The sequence below is a fragment of the Bacillus mesophilum genome, assembly GCF_008923265.1.
In the GTDB taxonomy this organism is placed as follows: Bacteria; Bacillota; Bacilli; order Bacillales; family Cytobacillaceae; genus Cytobacillus; species Cytobacillus mesophilum.
The window spans coordinates 14512-32443 of sequence record NZ_WBOT01000004.1; the positions used below are offsets into that span (position 1 = coordinate 14512).

14 protein-coding genes are annotated in these 17932 nt (G+C 39.9%); 11 read left to right on the forward strand and 3 right to left on the reverse strand.

Features of this window, described 5'->3' with window-relative positions; genetic code table 11:
- Positions 1 to 7 precede the first annotated feature (7 nt).
- Positions 8 to 1279: a phosphoribosylamine--glycine ligase gene (purD, locus tag F7732_RS13280; protein ID WP_151574533.1), complete on the forward strand. Its 1272-nt coding sequence runs from the start codon at positions 8 to 10 to the stop codon at positions 1277 to 1279.
- Here the strand turns inward: purD and F7732_RS23355 are convergent.
- Complete coding sequence (locus F7732_RS23355) at positions 1260 to 1370, reverse strand: EYxxD motif small membrane protein (protein WP_338024103.1); 111 nt, start codon at positions 1368 to 1370, stop codon at positions 1260 to 1262. The genes purD and F7732_RS23355 overlap by 20 nt on opposite strands.
- Positions 1371 to 1414: 44 nt before the next feature.
- Positions 1415 to 1699: a YgaP family membrane protein gene (locus tag F7732_RS13285; RefSeq protein ID WP_151574534.1), complete on the reverse strand. Its 285-nt coding sequence runs from the start codon at positions 1697 to 1699 to the stop codon at positions 1415 to 1417.
- Positions 1700 to 1885: 186 nt separating this feature from the next.
- Here F7732_RS13285 and F7732_RS13290 point away from each other — a divergent pair, with 186 nt between their 5' ends.
- The 8 genes from F7732_RS13290 to pruA all read left to right on the forward strand — a co-directional run bounded on the left by F7732_RS13290 (position 1886) and on the right by pruA (position 13454).
- Positions 1886 to 3628: an adenine deaminase C-terminal domain-containing protein gene (locus F7732_RS13290; RefSeq protein ID WP_151574535.1), complete on the forward strand. Its 1743-nt coding sequence runs from the start codon at positions 1886 to 1888 to the stop codon at positions 3626 to 3628.
- Positions 3629 to 3792: 164 nt separating this feature from the next.
- Complete coding sequence (locus F7732_RS13295; RefSeq protein WP_151574536.1) at positions 3793 to 4842, forward strand: DUF3048 domain-containing protein; 1050 nt, start codon at positions 3793 to 3795, stop codon at positions 4840 to 4842.
- Between the two features lie 30 nt (positions 4843 to 4872).
- Positions 4873 to 5184 (forward strand): YerC/YecD family TrpR-related protein, encoded by a 312-nt coding sequence (locus tag F7732_RS13300; protein WP_151574537.1) that lies wholly within the window; start codon positions 4873 to 4875, stop codon positions 5182 to 5184.
- Positions 5185 to 5386: 202 nt separating this feature from the next.
- Positions 5387 to 6070: a heptaprenylglyceryl phosphate synthase gene (pcrB, locus tag F7732_RS13305; RefSeq protein WP_151574538.1), complete on the forward strand. Its 684-nt coding sequence runs from the start codon at positions 5387 to 5389 to the stop codon at positions 6068 to 6070.
- A gap of 71 nt (positions 6071 to 6141) precedes the next feature.
- Positions 6142 to 8361: a DNA helicase PcrA gene (pcrA, locus tag F7732_RS13310; protein ID WP_151574539.1), complete on the forward strand. Its 2220-nt coding sequence runs from the start codon at positions 6142 to 6144 to the stop codon at positions 8359 to 8361.
- Positions 8362 to 8561: 200 nt separating this feature from the next.
- Positions 8562 to 10568: an NAD-dependent DNA ligase LigA gene (gene ligA, locus F7732_RS13315; protein ID WP_151574540.1), complete on the forward strand. Its 2007-nt coding sequence runs from the start codon at positions 8562 to 8564 to the stop codon at positions 10566 to 10568.
- Positions 10569 to 10581: 13 nt separating this feature from the next.
- On the forward strand, positions 10582 to 11751 hold the full coding sequence (locus tag F7732_RS13320; protein ID WP_151574541.1) for a CamS family sex pheromone protein: 1170 nt from the start codon (positions 10582 to 10584) through the stop codon (positions 11749 to 11751).
- Between the two features lie 155 nt (positions 11752 to 11906).
- On the forward strand, positions 11907 to 13454 hold the full coding sequence (gene pruA, locus F7732_RS13325) for an L-glutamate gamma-semialdehyde dehydrogenase (RefSeq protein WP_066450322.1): 1548 nt from the start codon (positions 11907 to 11909) through the stop codon (positions 13452 to 13454).
- A gap of 98 nt (positions 13455 to 13552) precedes the next feature.
- Here the strand turns inward: pruA and putP are convergent, their stop codons facing one another.
- A complete protein-coding gene (putP, locus tag F7732_RS13330; protein ID WP_151574542.1) occupies positions 13553 to 15016 on the reverse strand; it encodes a sodium/proline symporter PutP in 1464 nt (487 codons plus the stop codon).
- A 624-nt stretch (positions 15017 to 15640) separates the two neighbouring features.
- On the opposite strand from putP, the gene F7732_RS13335 reads away from it, so the two are divergent.
- Both F7732_RS13335 and F7732_RS13340 read left to right on the forward strand, forming a co-directional pair.
- Positions 15641 to 16078 carry a YueI family protein gene (locus tag F7732_RS13335; protein ID WP_151574543.1) on the forward strand — a complete coding sequence of 146 codons (438 nt, stop codon included), beginning with the start codon at positions 15641 to 15643 and terminating at the stop codon, positions 16076 to 16078.
- A 452-nt stretch (positions 16079 to 16530) separates the two neighbouring features.
- Positions 16531 to 17886, forward strand: coding sequence for a sodium-dependent transporter (locus F7732_RS13340; protein ID WP_151574544.1), 1356 nt, complete (start codon positions 16531 to 16533; stop codon positions 17884 to 17886).
- The last annotated feature ends 46 nt before the right edge of the window (positions 17887 to 17932 follow it).

Below are 17932 nucleotides of genomic sequence, written 5' to 3' on the forward strand. Positions count from 1 at the left end.
TGGGAAAATGAATGTTTTAGTCATTGGCAGAGGCGGAAGAGAACATGCCATTTGCTATAAAATGAATGAAAGTGAAAGTGTGGAGACCGTTTTTGCTGCACCTGGCAATAAAGGCATGGAGGATGTTGCACAGCTCGTCAATATAGACGAGCAAGATCATGAGCAGCTTCTTCAATTTGCACGGGAAAACCAAATCGGATTAACGGTAATCGGACCTGAGGTGCCTCTTTTGGCGGGTTTGGCTGATCTCTTCAATAAAGAAGGGCTGGCTGTTTTTGGACCAGAAAAAGCAGCTGCAGAAATTGAAGGCAGTAAATCCTTTGCGAAAGAGCTAATGAAAAAATATCATATCCCAACGGCAGAATATGAAGTGTTCTCGGATTATTCAGCTGCAAAAGAATACATTGAAAAAAAGGGTGCTCCAATTGTTATTAAAGCCGATGGACTTGCTGCCGGCAAAGGCGTCACTGTGGCTATGACAAATGAAGATGCCTTTGCAGCCATCGAGGATATGCTAGTAGGTGCCAAATTTGGAGAAGCTTCCTCTACGGTTGTGATTGAAGAATTCCTGGAGGGTGAAGAATTTTCACTTATGGCATTTGTAAATGGAGAGAATGTCATTCCGCTTGAAATTGCTCAGGATCATAAACGTGCTTTTGATGGAGATCAAGGTCCAAATACAGGCGGTATGGGGGCATATTCACCTGTGCCGCATATTGGAAACGAAACTGTCTCTGCCGGTGTTGAAGCGATATTGAAGCCAGCAGCTGCCGCTCTTGTTAAAGAAGGACGGAGTTTCTGCGGTATTTTATACGCAGGATTAATCAAAACAGAACAGGGTCCAAAGGTAATCGAATTTAATGCTCGCTTTGGCGATCCGGAAACACAGGTTGTTCTGCCAAGAATGAAATCAGATTTGGCTGAGGTTATGCTTGCTGTTATAAATGGTGAAAAACCTGCAATAGAGTGGGATCATAATATGATGCTTGGTGTTGTTGCTGCGGCTAAAGGCTATCCGGATCATTATGAAAAGGGAGCGGTTTTGAATGGTTTAGGTGCAATGGATGATTCAGTCACCGTATTTCATGCCGGAACTGAACGCAATGAACAAGGAGAGTTCACGGCAAATGGCGGACGCATCCTGCTTGCAGCAGCTAAAGCAGGGACTTTGAAGGAAGCGCAAGAAAAGGTTTATAGCCAATTAGATAAATTAAATTCAGAAGCTATTTTTTACAGAAATGATATTGGACATAAAGCGATCAAACACGCTTTTTCCTAATATTCCTTATAAAGACAAATAACAGGGCAACAATGCTGCCGATTATAGCAATCAGTACAAAAGACATATCTGTTAGATACTCCCAGAACATTTTGTACCCTCCTTATAGATGCCCCCTGATTAGGGGGCAATTTTTTATTCGTTTATTGGGTTATGTGGAAGCATTTGCTGAATAGAATTTTCATCTGGATTTTCTTTTCGTTCATGCATCATTTCCTGACCTTTGTCATATAATGCGACGATTGGGCAATAGCGGACAATTCCTTCTGCAACCTTCATAGCACCAAGCATGGATGCAACTAAATAGGAATCACGCCATGGAAACTTAACAAGCTTAGCTGTACTCCAGGATAAAATTGTCAGTCCGCAAGTGATCCGAAGCAATGCGCTTAAAATGCCAATATTCGGTGTTATTTTCAAAGTTAACAGCTCCTTCATAAAATTTTTACATTTTTAACCTAATTCTTTAATGCGTTAAAAAGGCAAATATGTTATGATAAATTAAAGATGTAAGGGTTTTCTGAAATTAAAAACTACTTGTCATTATAAAAATTCACTATTTCACATAGTCTGTAAAATTTATACTATACAAAAGGAGGGAGTAGCGTGCTGGAACAGAGATATCGCTGGAAAAACAAGCATCTGCGACAACATGTTTCCATTTTAGATGGAAAGACTGCACCAACTATATTGCTTAAGAATGCCCGTTACTTAAATCAGATTTTGAGAAAATGGGTGAATGCAAATATATGGATATATGGAGATCGTATTGTTTATGTTGGCGACAAACTGCCTGAAAAAACAGATGGCTGCCAAGTGGTTGACTGCTCGGAATATGTCCTTGTTCCAGGATATATTGAACCACATGCTCATCCGTTTCAATTATATAATCCCCACTCACTTGCAAGTTATGCATCGCAATTCGGAACGACAACATTGATCAATGACAACATGATGCTTGCATTGCAGTTAAATAAAAAGGAAGCGTTTTCATTTCTTCGTGAAATGCGTAACATTCCTTCAACAATGTATTGGTGGTGCCGTTTTGATCCGCAAACAGAGCTGCAAAATGAGGAATACCTTTTCTCTCATAGCAATGTGAAGGCATGGCTTGAGCATGATGCTGTACTGCAGGGGGGCGAGTTAACCGGATGGCCAAAGCTTCTTGATGGCGACGATATGATGCTTCATTGGATGCAGGAAACGAAACGCATGAGAAAACAAATTGAGGGACATTTCCCAGGCGCATCTGAAAAAACATTGGCTAAGCTCATGCTTCTTGGTGCGGATTGTGATCATGAAGCCATGACTGGGAAGGAAGTATATGACCGGTTATTGCAGGGCTATACCGTTTCTTTAAGATATTCGTCTATTCGTCCTGATTTGCCAAAGCTTCTCGATGAAATCCATGAGCTTGGAATACAGCACTATGATCAATTTTTCTTTACAACCGATGGATCATCATCTACCTTTTCAGAGAGCGGAATTACTGACGAAATGATCCGGATTGCTATCGAAAAAGGGGTTCCTGTTATAGATGCTTATAATATGGGCACGATTAATATTGCCAAATATTATAATATTCAATACCTGCATGGCAATATCGCAACAGGACGTGTGGCTAATATCAACTTCCTCAAGGATGAAAAAAATCCAACGCCTGTATCTGTCCTTGCCAAAGGGAAGTGGGTAAAGCTTGATGGCAAAGATCAGAACATGTATGAAGAGATTGCCTGGGATGAGTTTGGGTTAGAGCCTCTTGAAATCGATTGGGAGTTATCAATGGATGATATGCAATTCTCTATGCCGTTTGGCATTAAGATGGAGAATTCAGTCCTTACGAAACCCTATTATGTTGCCATCGATGTTTCAAATAATGATCTTGATTACTCACATGATGAATGTTTCTTTATGCTTGTAGACCGCAATGGCAAATGGCGTGTTAACACAGTCCTAAAAGGATTTGCAACAAAGCTCGATGGGCTGGCAAGCTCTTTTTCAAATACTGGCGATATTATTGTAATCGGAAAAAATAAAGAAGATATGCTGAATGCATTTTTAAGAATGAAGGAAATTGGCGGCGGAATTGTTATTTCTGAGCAAGGAGAAATTGTGCTGGAAGTTCAATTAAAGCTAAAAGGGTTAATGTCTCATAAAAAAGTTGAAGATCTAATCGAGGATGAGAAGAAGCTCCTGGCTTATCTGAAAGATAAAGGATACCAATTTGCAGATCCAATTTATACCCTATTATTTTTCTCATCTACCCATCTTCCTTATATAAGAGTGACACAAAGAGGCATATATGATGTAATGAATAAAACTGTACTCTTTCCAACGATAATGCGTTAAAATATAAAAGAGAGTATGATATAAACATTAAGTTTATGAACAGTGGCTAGCTCAAAAGCACAGTCCGCCAAATGTTAAGTTAGGTGGATAGCAGCAGACAGGGATTGCCTTCTGCTAGCTGATAGCGCCGGAGATGCCAGTTCTTTTCTTGTAAGGAGTGTATGATGTCAAAAATATGGATGGCAGTTTTTGCTGCAGGTATTCTTTTACTATCAGGATGCAGCGGGGATCAGGCAGAAATTGATGAGACAGATCATTCGAATAATGAACAGCAGCCAGAAGAAGTGGCTCAAGAGCAAAATGATTCTGAATTTATTTACCCGCTTACAGGTATCTCGGCAGAAGCAGAAGTAAATGGACGGGCAGTGGCCGTTATGATTAATAATCACCCGCTGGCTCGTCAGCAGTCTGGTTTGCATAAAGCGGATATTGTATATGAATTGCTTGCAGAAGGAGAGGTTACAAGGTTTTTGGCGATTTATCAAAGTCAAAAGCCTGCTCAAATTGGACCGATTCGGAGTGCACGCGACTATTATATTGAACTTGCCAAAGGATATGACAGTTTATATGTTGCTCACGGCAACAGTCCTGAAGCAAAAAAATTAATGGATAGCGGCTATATTGACAGTTTGAATGGCCTCTATTATGATGGCACCCTTTTTAATAGGGTCAGCTTTAGAAAAGCGCCGCATAATTCCTATATCTCTTTTGAAAATATCGAAAAGGGTGCACAAGAGCAGGGCTATGACATGAATAAGGCTCCATCTCCCTTAATGTACTTGAATGAGGAAGAAATAGAGCAGCTGGACGGAGACGAAGCTGCTAATGTCAAAGTTTCTTATTTTTCAAGGGAGACATTTAATTCGGTTTACGAATATGATGCTGCCCAAGAGAAGTATAAGCGTTATTCAAATGGTGAACAAACAGCAGATTATGAAACGGATTCACCGGTTCTGCTGGATAATATATTTATTGTTGAAACAGAACATCAAATCGTCGATAATGCCGGGAGACGGAACATTGATTTAATGTCAGGCGGAAGAGCTTATCTGCTTCAAAAAGGAACACTGCGTGAAGTGAATTGGGAAAATATTGACGGTAAGATCCTGCCGGTTGCAGATGGAGAGCAAGTTGGACTTATTCCCGGGAAAACGTGGATTAATGTCATTCCTGCAAGTGTCGGTTTAGAAGATTCCGTATCCTACGGTTCATAGAAAGTATTTATAACAAAGGAGCTTGAATATATGCAAATAAATAAATTAAAAGGAAAAGAACTCGATCAGCTTTTTAAGTCGGTCTTATCTTTAAAAGATTTAGATGAATGCTATCGTTTTTTTGATGATTTATGCACTGTAAATGAGATTCAGTCTCTTGCACAGAGGCTTGAAGTTGCGCGTATGCTTCGCGAAGGTAAAACGTATCATAAAATTGAAACAGAAACAGGCGCAAGCACAGCTACCATCTCTCGTGTAAAGCGCTGCTTAAATTATGGAAATGATGCCTATGAAATGGCACTGGAACGGATTAAAGAAGATAGTCCAACAGCACAAGAGTAAAATTGGGCAAAACTGCAGGGATTAACACCTGCAGTTTTTTATTTTATTACCAAGTAAAATGCTGGTAAATACTGATCGCAATCCCTGTTTTGCACGGTAAATCCCACGGCAGTAAGTCTGAACAATCAACAGGTCTTTACTTTTTGATCTTATATACAAATGATATAATGTTGGATGGAATGATAGAATGGAGGCAGTATGTATGTATGATATTAACGAGTGGCGCCATGCCTTTAAACTCGATCCTAATAAATATATTTCTGATGAAGACTTAGAAAAAATCTGTGAATCTGGAACGGATGCCCTGATTATTGGAGGGACTGACGGCATTACCCTTGAAAATGTACTGGATCTAATGGCTCGTGTTCGAAGATATACGGTTCCGTGTATTTTAGAGATCTCAACGATTGAATCGGTCACACCAGGTTTTGATTTATATTTTATCCCCTCTGTTTTAAATAGTACGGAAGTAAAATGGATAACAGGACTTCATCATGAGGCTGTTAAAGAGTATGGAGACATCATGAATTGGGAAGAAATTCTCGTGCAGGGCTACTGCATATTAAATGATGAATGTAAAGCGGCAAGTGTCACAGCAGCTAATACAGATTTGACAGCTGATGATGTCAGAGCCTATGCGATGATGGCTGAAAAGATGCTACATTTGCCTATTTTTTATCTTGAATATAGCGGCAAGTATGGTGATCCCGCAATCGTTAAAGAAGTAAAAGAAACACTTGAGACAACTGCACTTTTTTATGGAGGCGGAATTCAATCAGCACAGCAGGCAAAAGAGATGGCTGCCTATGCTGATGTTGTAGTTGTTGGCAATATTATTTATACCGATTTAAAGGCGGCTTTACAAACAGTTGAAGCAGTGAGATAAAAGCTTGTTTATCTGAAAAAAAACAGGTACGATATAGAAAATAGAACATACGTTTGTGGTGGTGAATAGAAATGCAATATTTAACTGATAAACTGTTAAACGGATTAAATACGGAACAGCAAAATGCTGTTAAGGCGACGGATGGACCTCTACTGATAATGGCAGGTGCAGGAAGCGGAAAAACTAGAGTATTAACACATCGAATTGCCTATCTAATGGTTGAAAAACGTGTTTCGCCTTATAACATTCTGGCGATTACATTTACAAACAAAGCGGCACGGGAGATGCGTGAGCGGATCCAGAAAATGATGGGCGGAGCAGCGGATGATATCTGGATTTCGACCTTCCACTCTATGTGTGTAAGAATATTGCGCAGAGATATTGACCGGATCGGATACAATCGCAATTTCACTATTCTAGACACAACAGATCAGCAATCGGTTATCAAATCAATTTTAAAAGAACGCAATATTGATCCGAAAAAGTTTGATCCCAGAGCACTTTTAGGTTCAATCAGCTCAGCCAAAAATGAACTGATTACGCCAGAGGAATATGCTAAAACTGCCGGTGATTATATTCAGCAAGTAACAAGTGATGTATATGCAGATTATCAAAAACGTCTTCGCAGAAACCAGGCACTGGATTTTGATGATCTTATTATGATTACCATCCAGCTTTTTCAGCGTGTTCCTGAAGTGCTTGAATACTATCAGCGCAAATTCCAATATATCCATGTGGATGAATATCAGGATACTAACCGTGCGCAATATATGCTTGTAAAGTTTTTGGCTAATCGCTTTAAGAACCTGTGTGTTGTTGGGGATTCTGATCAATCTATTTATAGATGGAGAGGAGCAGATATCGCCAATATCCTCTCGTTTGAAAAAGACTATCCAAATGCCAGTGTCATCCTTCTTGAGCAAAACTATCGTTCGACAAAGCGGATACTTGCTGCGGCTAACGAAGTAATTGCGAAAAATATGAATCGCAAACCGAAAAACTTATGGACGGAAAATGACGAAGGAAACAAGCTATTTCATTACCGTGCTGACAGTGAACAAGGGGAAGCTCAATTTGTAGTTGGAAAAGTGAAGGAGTTAATGAACTCCAGCAATCGCAAGCTCACAGATTTTGCGATTCTTTATAGAACCAATGCCCAGTCTCGTGTGATGGAGGAAGTACTGCTTAAATCAAATATAGAATACTCTATAGTAGGCGGCATTAAGTTCTATGACCGTAAAGAAATTAAAGACATTCTTGCGTATCTGCGCCTAATAGCCAACCTAGATGATGATATCAGCCTGCAGCGCGTCATCAATGTGCCAAAGCGCGGCATAGGTTCAGGTTCGGTCGATAAAATTGCTAATTTTGCTACCATGCACGATATGTCTATGTTTGAAGCATTAGAATCAATTGAATTGATTGGACTAAGCCCGAAGATTACAAAAGCGGCGGCGGAATTTAGAGATCTTGTGAGAAACTATTTTCAAATGCAAGAATATTTATCTGTAACAGAGCTGGTCGAAGAAGTACTTGAAAAATCAGGCTACCGAGAGATGCTAAAGGCGGAAAAATCGATTGAGTCTCAAAGCAGACTTGAGAATATTGATGAGTTCCTTTCTGTTACGAAAAACTTTGAAGATGCATCAGAGGATAAATCCCTAATTGCTTTTCTGACAGATTTGGCTCTTGTGGCAGATATCGATAAGCTAGATGATGATGGCCAAAAAAGCGATGCAGTAGTGCTGATGACCTTGCACTCTGCGAAAGGGCTTGAATTTCCTGTTGTCTTTTTAATTGGAATGGAAGAAGGCGTATTTCCGCATAGCCGTTCCTTAATGGATGAAACGGAAATGGAAGAAGAAAGAAGATTAGCCTATGTAGGAATCACACGGGCAGAGCAAGAGCTTTACATTACAAACGCTCAAATGCGAACATTATTTGGCCGGACAAATATGAATCCACCTTCCCGGTTTATTAAGGAAATACCAGAGGATTTACTGGATGGGATACAACCGCCTATGCAAGGAAAACGAGGAGCATCACCGTTTCAGGATTCACCAAGACAGACCATGCGCAGAAATGCGGTTGTGCGTCCAGCAGCTGCTGCAACAGGTGGAGACAGCCTTTCATGGAGTGTTGGCGATAAAGCCGTCCATGGCAAATGGGGAACAGGAACAGTTGTCAGCGTAAAAGGATCTGGTGAAGGCACAGAGCTCGACATTGCTTTTCCAAGCCCTGTTGGCATTAAAAGGCTGCTTGCAAAATTCGCACCTATCCAAAAAGGGTAACCGAAAGGCAACCTCAGTAACTGATCAGTGTATAGCCCAGAGCAGTCCAATAAGGACCGGGATCTGTATAAGGAGCTTGCGCTTTAAGAATGATAAAAAAGTAATAATAAGAACAGTGTCTAGCTCCAGCGCCTAGCCCCTCGAGGTTTTTGCCGGGGCTGAGCAAGGCGCTTGCACTTTTCTATGAAAGGGCTGGGTTAATGGACATTCAATCAGCTGAAAGAAAAATTAAGGACCTGCAAAATATCCTCAATCAATATAACTACGAATATCATGTGTTGGATACACCATCTGTCCCAGATTCAGAATATGACAGACTAATGAATGAGTTGACCGCTCTTGAAGAACAGTTTCCGCAGCTGAAAACAGAAGATTCGCCAACACAGCGTGTCGGCGGAGAAATACTTGATATGTTTGAAAAGGTAGAACATGAAACGTCGATGCTGAGCTTGGGCAATGCGTTTAACGAACAGGATCTAAGGGATTTTGACCGTCGTGTCCGTCAAAATGCCGGCGATGATGTGACTTATGTATGTGAACTGAAAATTGATGGGCTCGCTGTTTCATTGCGATATGAAAATGGCTTATTTTCAATCGGTGCAACTCGCGGCGACGGCACAATTGGTGAAAACATTACAGCGAACCTGCGAACCATTCGCTCTATCCCGCTTCGCTTAAAGGAAGAGGTTTCTATTGAGGTTCGCGGCGAGGCATTTATGCCGAGAAAGTCATTTGAAGCCTTAAACCAAGCAAAAGAGGAAAGAGGAGAAGAAGCCTTTGCGAACCCGCGTAATGCGGCTGCAGGTTCATTAAGACAGCTTGATCCCAAAATTGCAGCCTCGAGAAATCTCGATATTTATGTTTATGGTCTTGCAAATGCTGATGAACTTGGAATAGCAGCTCACAGTGAGGGATTGGATTATCTCGAAAAACTTGGATTTAAAACAAATAAGGAACGAAAAAAATGTGATTCAATTGAAGAGGTCATTGAGTATGTAACAGATTGGACAGAAAAGAGACCTCAATTATCATACGATATTGATGGTATTGTAATAAAGGTGGATGGATACGAGCAGCAGGAACAGCTTGGAACCACAGCTAAAAGTCCAAGATGGGCAATCGCTTATAAATTTCCAGCTGAGGAAGTTATAACGATCTTAAAAGACATTGAACTCAGCATTGGACGCACTGGTGTATTAACGCCAACAGCTATATTAGAACCAGTACGGGTAGCTGGTACAACCGTCCAGCGTGCTTCCCTTCATAATGAAGACCTGATCCGTGAAAAAGATATTAAGATAGGGGACCATGTGGTCGTCAAAAAAGCTGGAGATATCATTCCGGAAGTTGTCAACGTTCTGCCGGAGCGCAGGACAGGTGATGAAGTTGACTTCCAAATGCCTACTGTCTGTCCTGAATGTGGCAGCGAGCTTGTCAGACTTGAAGGAGAAGTGGCTCTTCGCTGCATCAACCCAAAATGTCCAGCTCAAATCCGTGAAGGACTCATCCACTTTGTTTCAAGAAATGCGATGAACATTGACGGATTAGGCGAAAAGGTGGTCAGCCAATTATTTTCAGAAAAGTTAATTGAAGACGTTGCTGACTTGTATAAGCTAACATTTGAGCAGCTTATTCAGCTGGCAAGGATGGGTGAAAAATCAGTTCAAAATCTATTAAGTGCAATTGAAGCATCAAAAAAGAACTCGCTGGAAAAGCTTTTATTCGGACTGGGAATACGGCATGTCGGAGCGAAGGCAGCCAAAACACTATCAATGACTTTCCACTCAATGGAACAGTTAAGCAGTGCTTCCCGCGAGCAGCTGATTGAAATTAACGAAATTGGCGACAAAATGGCTGATGCTATTGCATCTTATTTTGAGCAGGAAGAAGCTCTTGAACTGATACAAGAACTGAAGAATGCTGGAGTCAATATGGAATATTTAGGGCCAAAACGGGTTTCAGCTGAAAATATCGATTCTGTATTTGCAGGGAAAACAATTGTTTTAACAGGGAAATTAGAGTTGTTTTCCAGAAATGAAGCAAAACAAAAAATTGAAGCCCTAGGCGGAAATGTATCAGGAAGCGTTAGTAAAAAAACAGATATTGTCATTGCTGGTGAGGATGCAGGTTCAAAGCTGAAGAAGGCAGAAGAACTTGGCATCACGGTATGGAATGAGGAGAGACTGGCTGAGGAACTAAACAAGTAAGAGGTGGAGAATCGTGAAGAAAACATTAATGATGGCTGTTTCTCTTTTGCTCGTGCTGACGGGGTGTGCTCCTAACTTCAGCAAGCAGGAGGAAGTCATTCAGGATGATGAAAACTCAAATGAAACGGCGATTATTCCGAACTATAAAATATCGGATGAATACTATAAAACGCTGCTTCCTTTTGAGCCAAGTGAGGCAAGGGGGCTTGTAGTTAATAACATTAACACCAAATATGACCTGACCGAATTTGAAACGGGCTTAATGCGTGTTGCACAAAATAGTTTTGACACTGACAGTTACTTCTTTCAGGAAGGCCAATTCTTAGATAGTGCGACTGTCCGCTCGTGGCTCAATCGCAAATTTACACCTGCACAGCTTGCTGAACGTAATTTAGAGGAAGCGGATAATGTGGGTTTGAATCCTCTTGATGATGAAAAAGGGGATATAGATGAACGCAATACAAAGAGTCCGATCTACCTTGCTCATATTTTAGAGCATAATTATCGAATTAAGGCTGAGGGAGACACGGTTACACTTGGCGGGGTAGTGATTGGTCTTGCCTTAAATTCTGTCCATTACTATCAAAAGGAACAGTACGGAGCAACTTACGAAACAGATATTAAAAGAAGTGTTTTAGAAGCAGAGGGTAAAAAGATGGCGGCCGAAGTGCTTACTCGTCTTCGCAGCATGGATGAGCTTAAAGATGTGCCTATAACCATTGCATTATTTGAGCAAGCCAGCAGAACCTCCGTTGTACCAGGGAATTTTATTGCTTATGCGGAAGCTGGAAAAGGAAACGGCAAGTTAGGCGAATGGAAAAATGTTGCTGAAAAATATGTGCTATTTCCATCATCAGATGCTGAAACAAATCATCGTGATGACAATACGGCTTTCAAAAATTTTAAACAGGATATAGAAGCGTATTTTCCAAACTTTAACGGAGTCATCGGCAAAGCGTTTTATGCCGGGGATCAGCTGCAGGACCTTAATATTGATATTCCCATTCAATTCTATGGAAAAGCAGAATCAATCGGATTTGCGCAGTATACGGCAAGTTTAATCATGAAGCATTTTCCAGAATATATTTCTGTTCAGGTGAATATTACCTCCGTGAATGGCCCAGAAGCGCTGATTGTGAGAAAACCAGATGATACAGAACCATTTGTTCATATTTATGATTAAAGGCAAAGATTGATGAATTTTATCTAAACATGTTAAAATAAACATTGAGAAAATTCTATAAAAGTAGCTGCTGTATTAGGGATGAACTGTAAAATATTACATGCATCATCCCTTCCAAACTTATACAGTGCAATAGTACATAGGAGGCGTTAACGATGGTACAACCTTACAAGCATGAGCCTTTCACAGATTTTAAAAATGAAGAAAATCGTGAAGCATATTTACAAGGATTAAAAACAGTTGAAAGTTATTTAGGTCAAGATTATGATCTTTTAATTGCTGGAGAACGGGTATCAACTGAAGATAAAATTGTATCGATTAATCCGTCTAATAAAGAGGAAGTAATTGGTCGCGTTTCTAAAGCTAATCAGGAGCTTGCGGAAAAAGCAATGCAAGGTGCAGTAGAAGCATTTAAAACGTGGAGAAAAGTAAAGCCTGAAACACGTGCTGATGTATTATTTAAAGCAGCTGCGATTATTCGCCGCCGCAAGCATGAGTTTTCTGCATTGCTTACAAAAGAGGCTGGAAAGCCTTGGAATGAAGCAGATGCTGATACAGCAGAAGCAATTGACTTCCTTGAGTATTATGCTCGTCAAATCTTAAGTATTAAAGATGGCGTACCTGTTAACAGCCGTCCAAATGAATATAACCGTTATGACTATATTCCATTAGGCGTTGGAATTATTATTTCTCCTTGGAATTTCCCGCTTGCAATTATGGCTGGGACAACGGTAGCGGCTATTGTAGCTGGAAATACAGTACTATTAAAGCCAGCATCTACAACTCCAGTAGTTGCTGCAAAATTTGTTGAAGTAATGGAAGAAGCAGGTCTTCCTGCTGGTGTATTAAACTTTGTACCAGGCAGCGGTGCTGAAGTAGGCGACTACTTAGTTGACCATAAGGATACTCGCTTCATTTCATTCACAGGATCTCGTGATGTAGGCTTACGCATTAATGAGCGTGCCTCTAAATTAAACGATGGACAAATTTGGCTGAAACGCGTAATCGCTGAAATGGGCGGTAAAGATACAATCGTAGTTGATAAAGAAGCTGATCTAGAATTAGCTGCTCAATCAATCGTTGCATCTGCATTTGGCTTCTCTGGTCAAAAATGTTCTGCATGTTCCCGTGCAGTTATTGTAGAAGATGTTTACGATCAAGTTTTAAATCGTGCAGTTGAACTAACAAATGAACTAACAGCAGGCAACCCTGAAGACCAAACTCACTTTATGGGACCAGTGATTGACCAGGCTGCATTTGATAAAATTATGAGCTATGTTGAAATCGGAAAACAAGAAGGCAAGCTGATGACTGGCGGAGAAGGAGATAGTTCAAAAGGATTCTTCATTAAGCCAACTATTTTTGCTGATCTTGCAGCTGATGCTCGTCTAATGCAAGAAGAAATTTTCGGACCGGTTGTTGGTTTTACAAAAGCGAAAGATTTCGATCACGCTATTGAAATTGCGAACAACACAGAATACGGCTTAACAGGAGCAGTCATCACGAAAAACCGTGAGCACATCCAAAAAGCACGTGAAGATTTCCACGTTGGTAACCTGTATTTCAACCGTGGATGTACGGGCGCAATCGTTGGATACCAGCCATTTGGCGGATTCAACATGTCAGGTACAGATTCTAAAGCTGGCGGTCCTGACTATATTCAGCTTCATATGCAAGCTAAGACTACATCTGAAATGTACTAATATAAGCAGGCAAGAAACTCCCTCTGCAACTTATGCAGAGGGAGTTTCTTTTAGGATATAGAATTCAAGCTTTCCAACAAGAGGAGCCGGCAGTCAAACTACAGCTTACCTTTATAGGTATTATACTCCTCCTGTATTTGTTTACTGGGGGTTCTGCCCATCAGACTGAAAATAATTATAGCGAGGACACCCAGTAAGAATCCAGGTGCAAGCTCATAGAGTTCAAAGATGCCTCCTTCAATCTGCGACCAAATAATCACTGTTAGAGATCCAGTAATGATTCCTGCCAAGGCGCCATTGCGAGTCATTCGTTTCCAGAACAGGCTCAGTACTATAACTGGACCAAATGCGGCACCGAAACCTGCCCATGCATAACTAACAAGCTCAAGAACTTTGCTATCAGGATTATAACCCAGCAATATCGCAATGACTGCAATGCCGATAACAGCGATTCTGCCAACAATCATCTCGTCTTTTTGGGAAGCATTTCTTCTGAAAATGGCTTTGTAAAAATCATTTGCAAGTGCACTTGAAGAAACGAGCAACTGTGAATCAACAGTACTCATGATTGCTGAGAGAATGGCTGCAAGTAAAAAGCCGGCAACAACTGGGTTAAATAAAACCTGCGATAACATAATAAAAACCGTTTCTGAGTTTTCAAGCGGAGAATCTGCAAAATAAGCAATTCCGGTAAATCCAATAAATATAGCACCAAACAAAGATAACACCATCCACCCCATACCAATGAATCTGGCTTTTGGTATATCTTCTTTAGCTCGGATGCCCATAAAACGCACAAGTATATGCGGCTGGCCAAAATAGCCTAACCCCCATGCAAGCAAGGAGACCACTCCAATAACCGTTGTTCCAGAATACACATTTAAATAAGAAGGATCTATACTGCCAATTGTACTAATCGTTTCACTCCAGCCCCCAAGTTCAAAAATGACAACAATGGGAATGATAATAAGAGCAAGAAACATGAGAATTCCTTGAATAAAGTCCGTCCAGCTTGCTGCCAGAAAGCCTCCAAAAAAAGTATAAGATACAATGACCAAAGCACCAATCCATAATGCAGCAATATAATCCATGCCAAAAGAATTCTCCAGTAAAATAGCTCCTCCAACCAAACTTGAGGAAGTATAAAAGGTGAAAAATACTAGAATAACAATTGCTGAGATTACGCGCAGAATCTTGGAATCATCTTTAAAGCGATTTTCAAAGAAATCAGGTAATGTAATTGAATTGTTGGCAACTTCCGTATACACCCGCAAAGGCTTAGCGATAAACTGCCAATTAAGATATGCACCAATCGCCAAACCAATTGGAAGCCAAATCTCACTCATACCGCTAACATACATGGCGCCTGGAAGTCCCAGCATAAGCCAGCTGCTCATATCAGAGGCTCCAGCACTCAACGCAGCGACTCCAGGTCCCAGTCCTCTTCCGCCGAGCACATAATCGGTTAAATCCTTCGTTTTTCGTGCGGCCAGATAGCCGATAATAATCATACCAATTAAATAAATGATAATAGAAACGAGTGTAGGTATATTAATGTCCATTGTCTTATTCTCTCCTCTTTTCAAAGTAATAGGTAAATGCAGATAAGATGACTAATAAAGGCATCGGCACAATCAGCCAAAACCAAGTAGCAGCAGTTAACCCCATAGTTGAACCTCCTTGTTTTATGAGTTATTCAGGTTTAGACAAAAATACAAGAATACCAATTTGTTTCCACCTGAGAAAATGCACTATCAATGATAACATAGGTGTACAATTCTGTCTTTTTGAGAATTCTAACTTCATTGTCAAAATGTATAAAAATTCATTGATTTTAATAATCTCCTTGCTGCTTTTTAAGAAGAAACATATCTATACAATCAAATTAATAATATTAAGTCTGTCACCCATGCGAATGTCATGATATGCCGAATGATTAAGGACGTCATTCAAGCATAATTAAATTTAATGGGCATACGGTTGAATAGAATTGACTCATTTGGGTTAAATCATACATATTAATGGTGTTAAGAAGCATCTCATGGAGAGAAGAGAGGACAGGAGGCTATGTACATGAAAAACACAGACCATATGTTATAATTTTCATAACATATACGAACATACATATTAATCAAACGTTTGATTAAATAAAAAGGGGATAGGTAAAATCAAGCTGGAGGTGCAATATGGCCGATCATGTGGATGAATATTTGCAAAAAGGCATGTACGGAGAAAAACAGACAAAGCCAGATGAGCGCAGGAAGTTTTTAGGCACGTTAAGAGAAAGAATTGTGTTGGCTTTAACTCAGCCTCAAGTTCGAAAAAACGGAATTAACCATGAAGCAGAAAAAGCGATGAAGGAAAATTCACAGGCACATCTCTACCTAAATGGAAATATGAATTATGAATACTTATCAAAGTATATCAAATCAGCTTCGAAGTATAAGGTTGAATATACTATTGTCACCAATAAAGAACATAACTCTGAAATTGGTCTAGTGCTCGCTTATGACTATGCCATTGATAAAGAGAGCATTTTTGTGGATGATGATAAACCGCAAATACAGCCAGAAACTAAGAAACAGAAGACCGGTTTTTTTGCCAGGTTATTTGGAGGCAAATAAGGAGGGGCGGATATACCGCTTCTTTTTTTAGGCCATTTTTTAAAATAAGTGGTATGTTTAACGAGCTGGCCAGGCAGCATGACTTTATTTATATTCTATCTACTGGTGAGAGAATAAAAAAGGAAGTTGCTGCACTTGACACTTCAAAAGTGGCAATTCGAAGAGAGATATACACACTCACCTTCTTATAATAGAAGAAAGTATAAGAAAACAATATAAAAAATAGAAAGGAAAAACCCATATCATAAGGTGAATTTTTCATTTATTTTTTGTAAATAAAAATAGGTAAAAGGAACTACGGTGTTATAAATATTTCTAAAAATTGATACATAAATCCTATGCTATGATTAAAGAAACTTACTTCTAAGATCTGATTAAGAAGAATATCAGTGGATAATGAAGTGAACAGCTTATACATATGTAAAACTACGTGAAATGGAAGGAAGAAAAGAATGGCGCAGAATGAACAGTGGACTTCGAAAATAGGTTTTATTTTAGCTGCGGCAGGTTCTGCAATTGGTTTAGGGGCGATTTGGAAATTTCCTTATATTGCGGGAACAGGAGGAGGCGGAGCGTTTTTCCTTGTGTTTTTACTTTTTGCCTTATTAATTGGCTACCCATTGCTTGTGGGAGAATTTATAGTAGGCAGAAAAGGGCAAGATGATGCCATTTCTATCTATAAAAAGATGGCTCCTGGATCTATGTGGCATTTGTTAGGACGAGTTGGGGTGTTAATTGGCATTTTAGTGCTTTCGTTTTACAGCGTCATTGGCGGCTGGATCATCCTATACTTGTTTGAAGCTTTGACAGGCGGTTTAAATGGCTTATCAATGAATCAATATGTGCAATTGTTTGAGCGGATTATTTCTGATCCTGCAGCAACACTGATTGGACAGTTTATCTTTATTGCTCTAACAGTAGTGGTGGTTGCTAAAGGTGTGCAACAGGGCATTGAAAAGGTCAGTAAAATCCTCATGCCTGTTTTGTTTGTATTATTTCTTATAATTGTTGTTCGCTCACTTACTCTGGAAGGTGCGGCAGAGGGAATGAAATTCCTGCTGATTCCTGATTTTGGTCAATTAACCTCTGAATCTATATTATTTGCACTCGGGCAAGCCTTTTTTACCATCACTTTAGGTTCTTCTGTAATGGTGACATATGCATCCTATTTACCAAAAACACAGAATCTGCCCCGCTCGGCATTTTCTATTATTATGATGAATTTATTTGTGTGCTTGCTCGCCGGACTTGCTATCTTTCCCGGAGTGTTTACGTTTGGCATTGAGCCAAGCGCAGGACCGCCGCTTGTATTTATTGCACTTCCAGCAGTATTTGGCCAGATGGGATTTGGGTTGTTCTTTTTCATTGCCTTCCTAATCCTTTTCTTGTTTGCTGCCTTAACTTCAGCATTCTCTATGATTGAAATAGCTGTTGCAGTAACGGCAAAAAAGGATCTTGTGAAAAGGCAAAGATATACTTGGATGTTTGGGCTTCTAATTTTTGTCATTGGAATTCCTTCTGCACTTTCTTACGGTCTTATGGCAGATGTAAAGCTTTTTGATAAGACAGTATTTGACTTAGTCGATTATGCGGCGAGCAATGTCTTAATGCCGCTTGGAGCACTTTTTACGTCTTTATTTATCTCACGAAAATTAAAGAAAAGCGACTTAATGAGAGAGATGAGGCAAGGAGCAAACGTGTCGCTTCCTTTTTTTCATACATGGTACTTCCTGTTAAAATATGCTGCACCAGCTGCGATCGTGGTTGTTTTTTTAGATGTGCTTGGGGTGCTTGATTTTATTTTCTAGAACAAACGTGTTTGCTTTTTATAATCTATTAATTATAAGAAAAATC

Coding starts and splice junctions, on each gene's coding strand:
- F7732_RS13335 (WP_151574543.1), top strand. CDS start 15,641: ATGGCCGATCATGTGGATGAATATTTGCAAAAAGGCATGTACGGAGAA.
- ligA (WP_151574540.1), top strand. CDS start 8,562: ATGGACATTCAATCAGCTGAAAGAAAAATTAAGGACCTGCAAAATATC.
- pcrA (WP_151574539.1), top strand. CDS start 6,142: ATGCAATATTTAACTGATAAACTGTTAAACGGATTAAATACGGAACAG.
- F7732_RS13300 (WP_151574537.1), top strand. CDS start 4,873: ATGCAAATAAATAAATTAAAAGGAAAAGAACTCGATCAGCTTTTTAAG.
- pcrB (WP_151574538.1), top strand. CDS start 5,387: ATGTATGATATTAACGAGTGGCGCCATGCCTTTAAACTCGATCCTAAT.
- F7732_RS13295 (WP_151574536.1), top strand. CDS start 3,793: ATGTCAAAAATATGGATGGCAGTTTTTGCTGCAGGTATTCTTTTACTA.
- F7732_RS13340 (WP_151574544.1), top strand. CDS start 16,531: ATGGCGCAGAATGAACAGTGGACTTCGAAAATAGGTTTTATTTTAGCT.
- putP (WP_151574542.1), bottom strand. CDS start 15,016: ATGGACATTAATATACCTACACTCGTTTCTATTATCATTTATTTAATT.
- pruA (WP_066450322.1), top strand. CDS start 11,907: ATGGTACAACCTTACAAGCATGAGCCTTTCACAGATTTTAAAAATGAA.
- F7732_RS23355 (WP_338024103.1), bottom strand. CDS start 1,370: ATGTTCTGGGAGTATCTAACAGATATGTCTTTTGTACTGATTGCTATA.
- purD (WP_151574533.1), top strand. CDS start 8: ATGAATGTTTTAGTCATTGGCAGAGGCGGAAGAGAACATGCCATTTGC.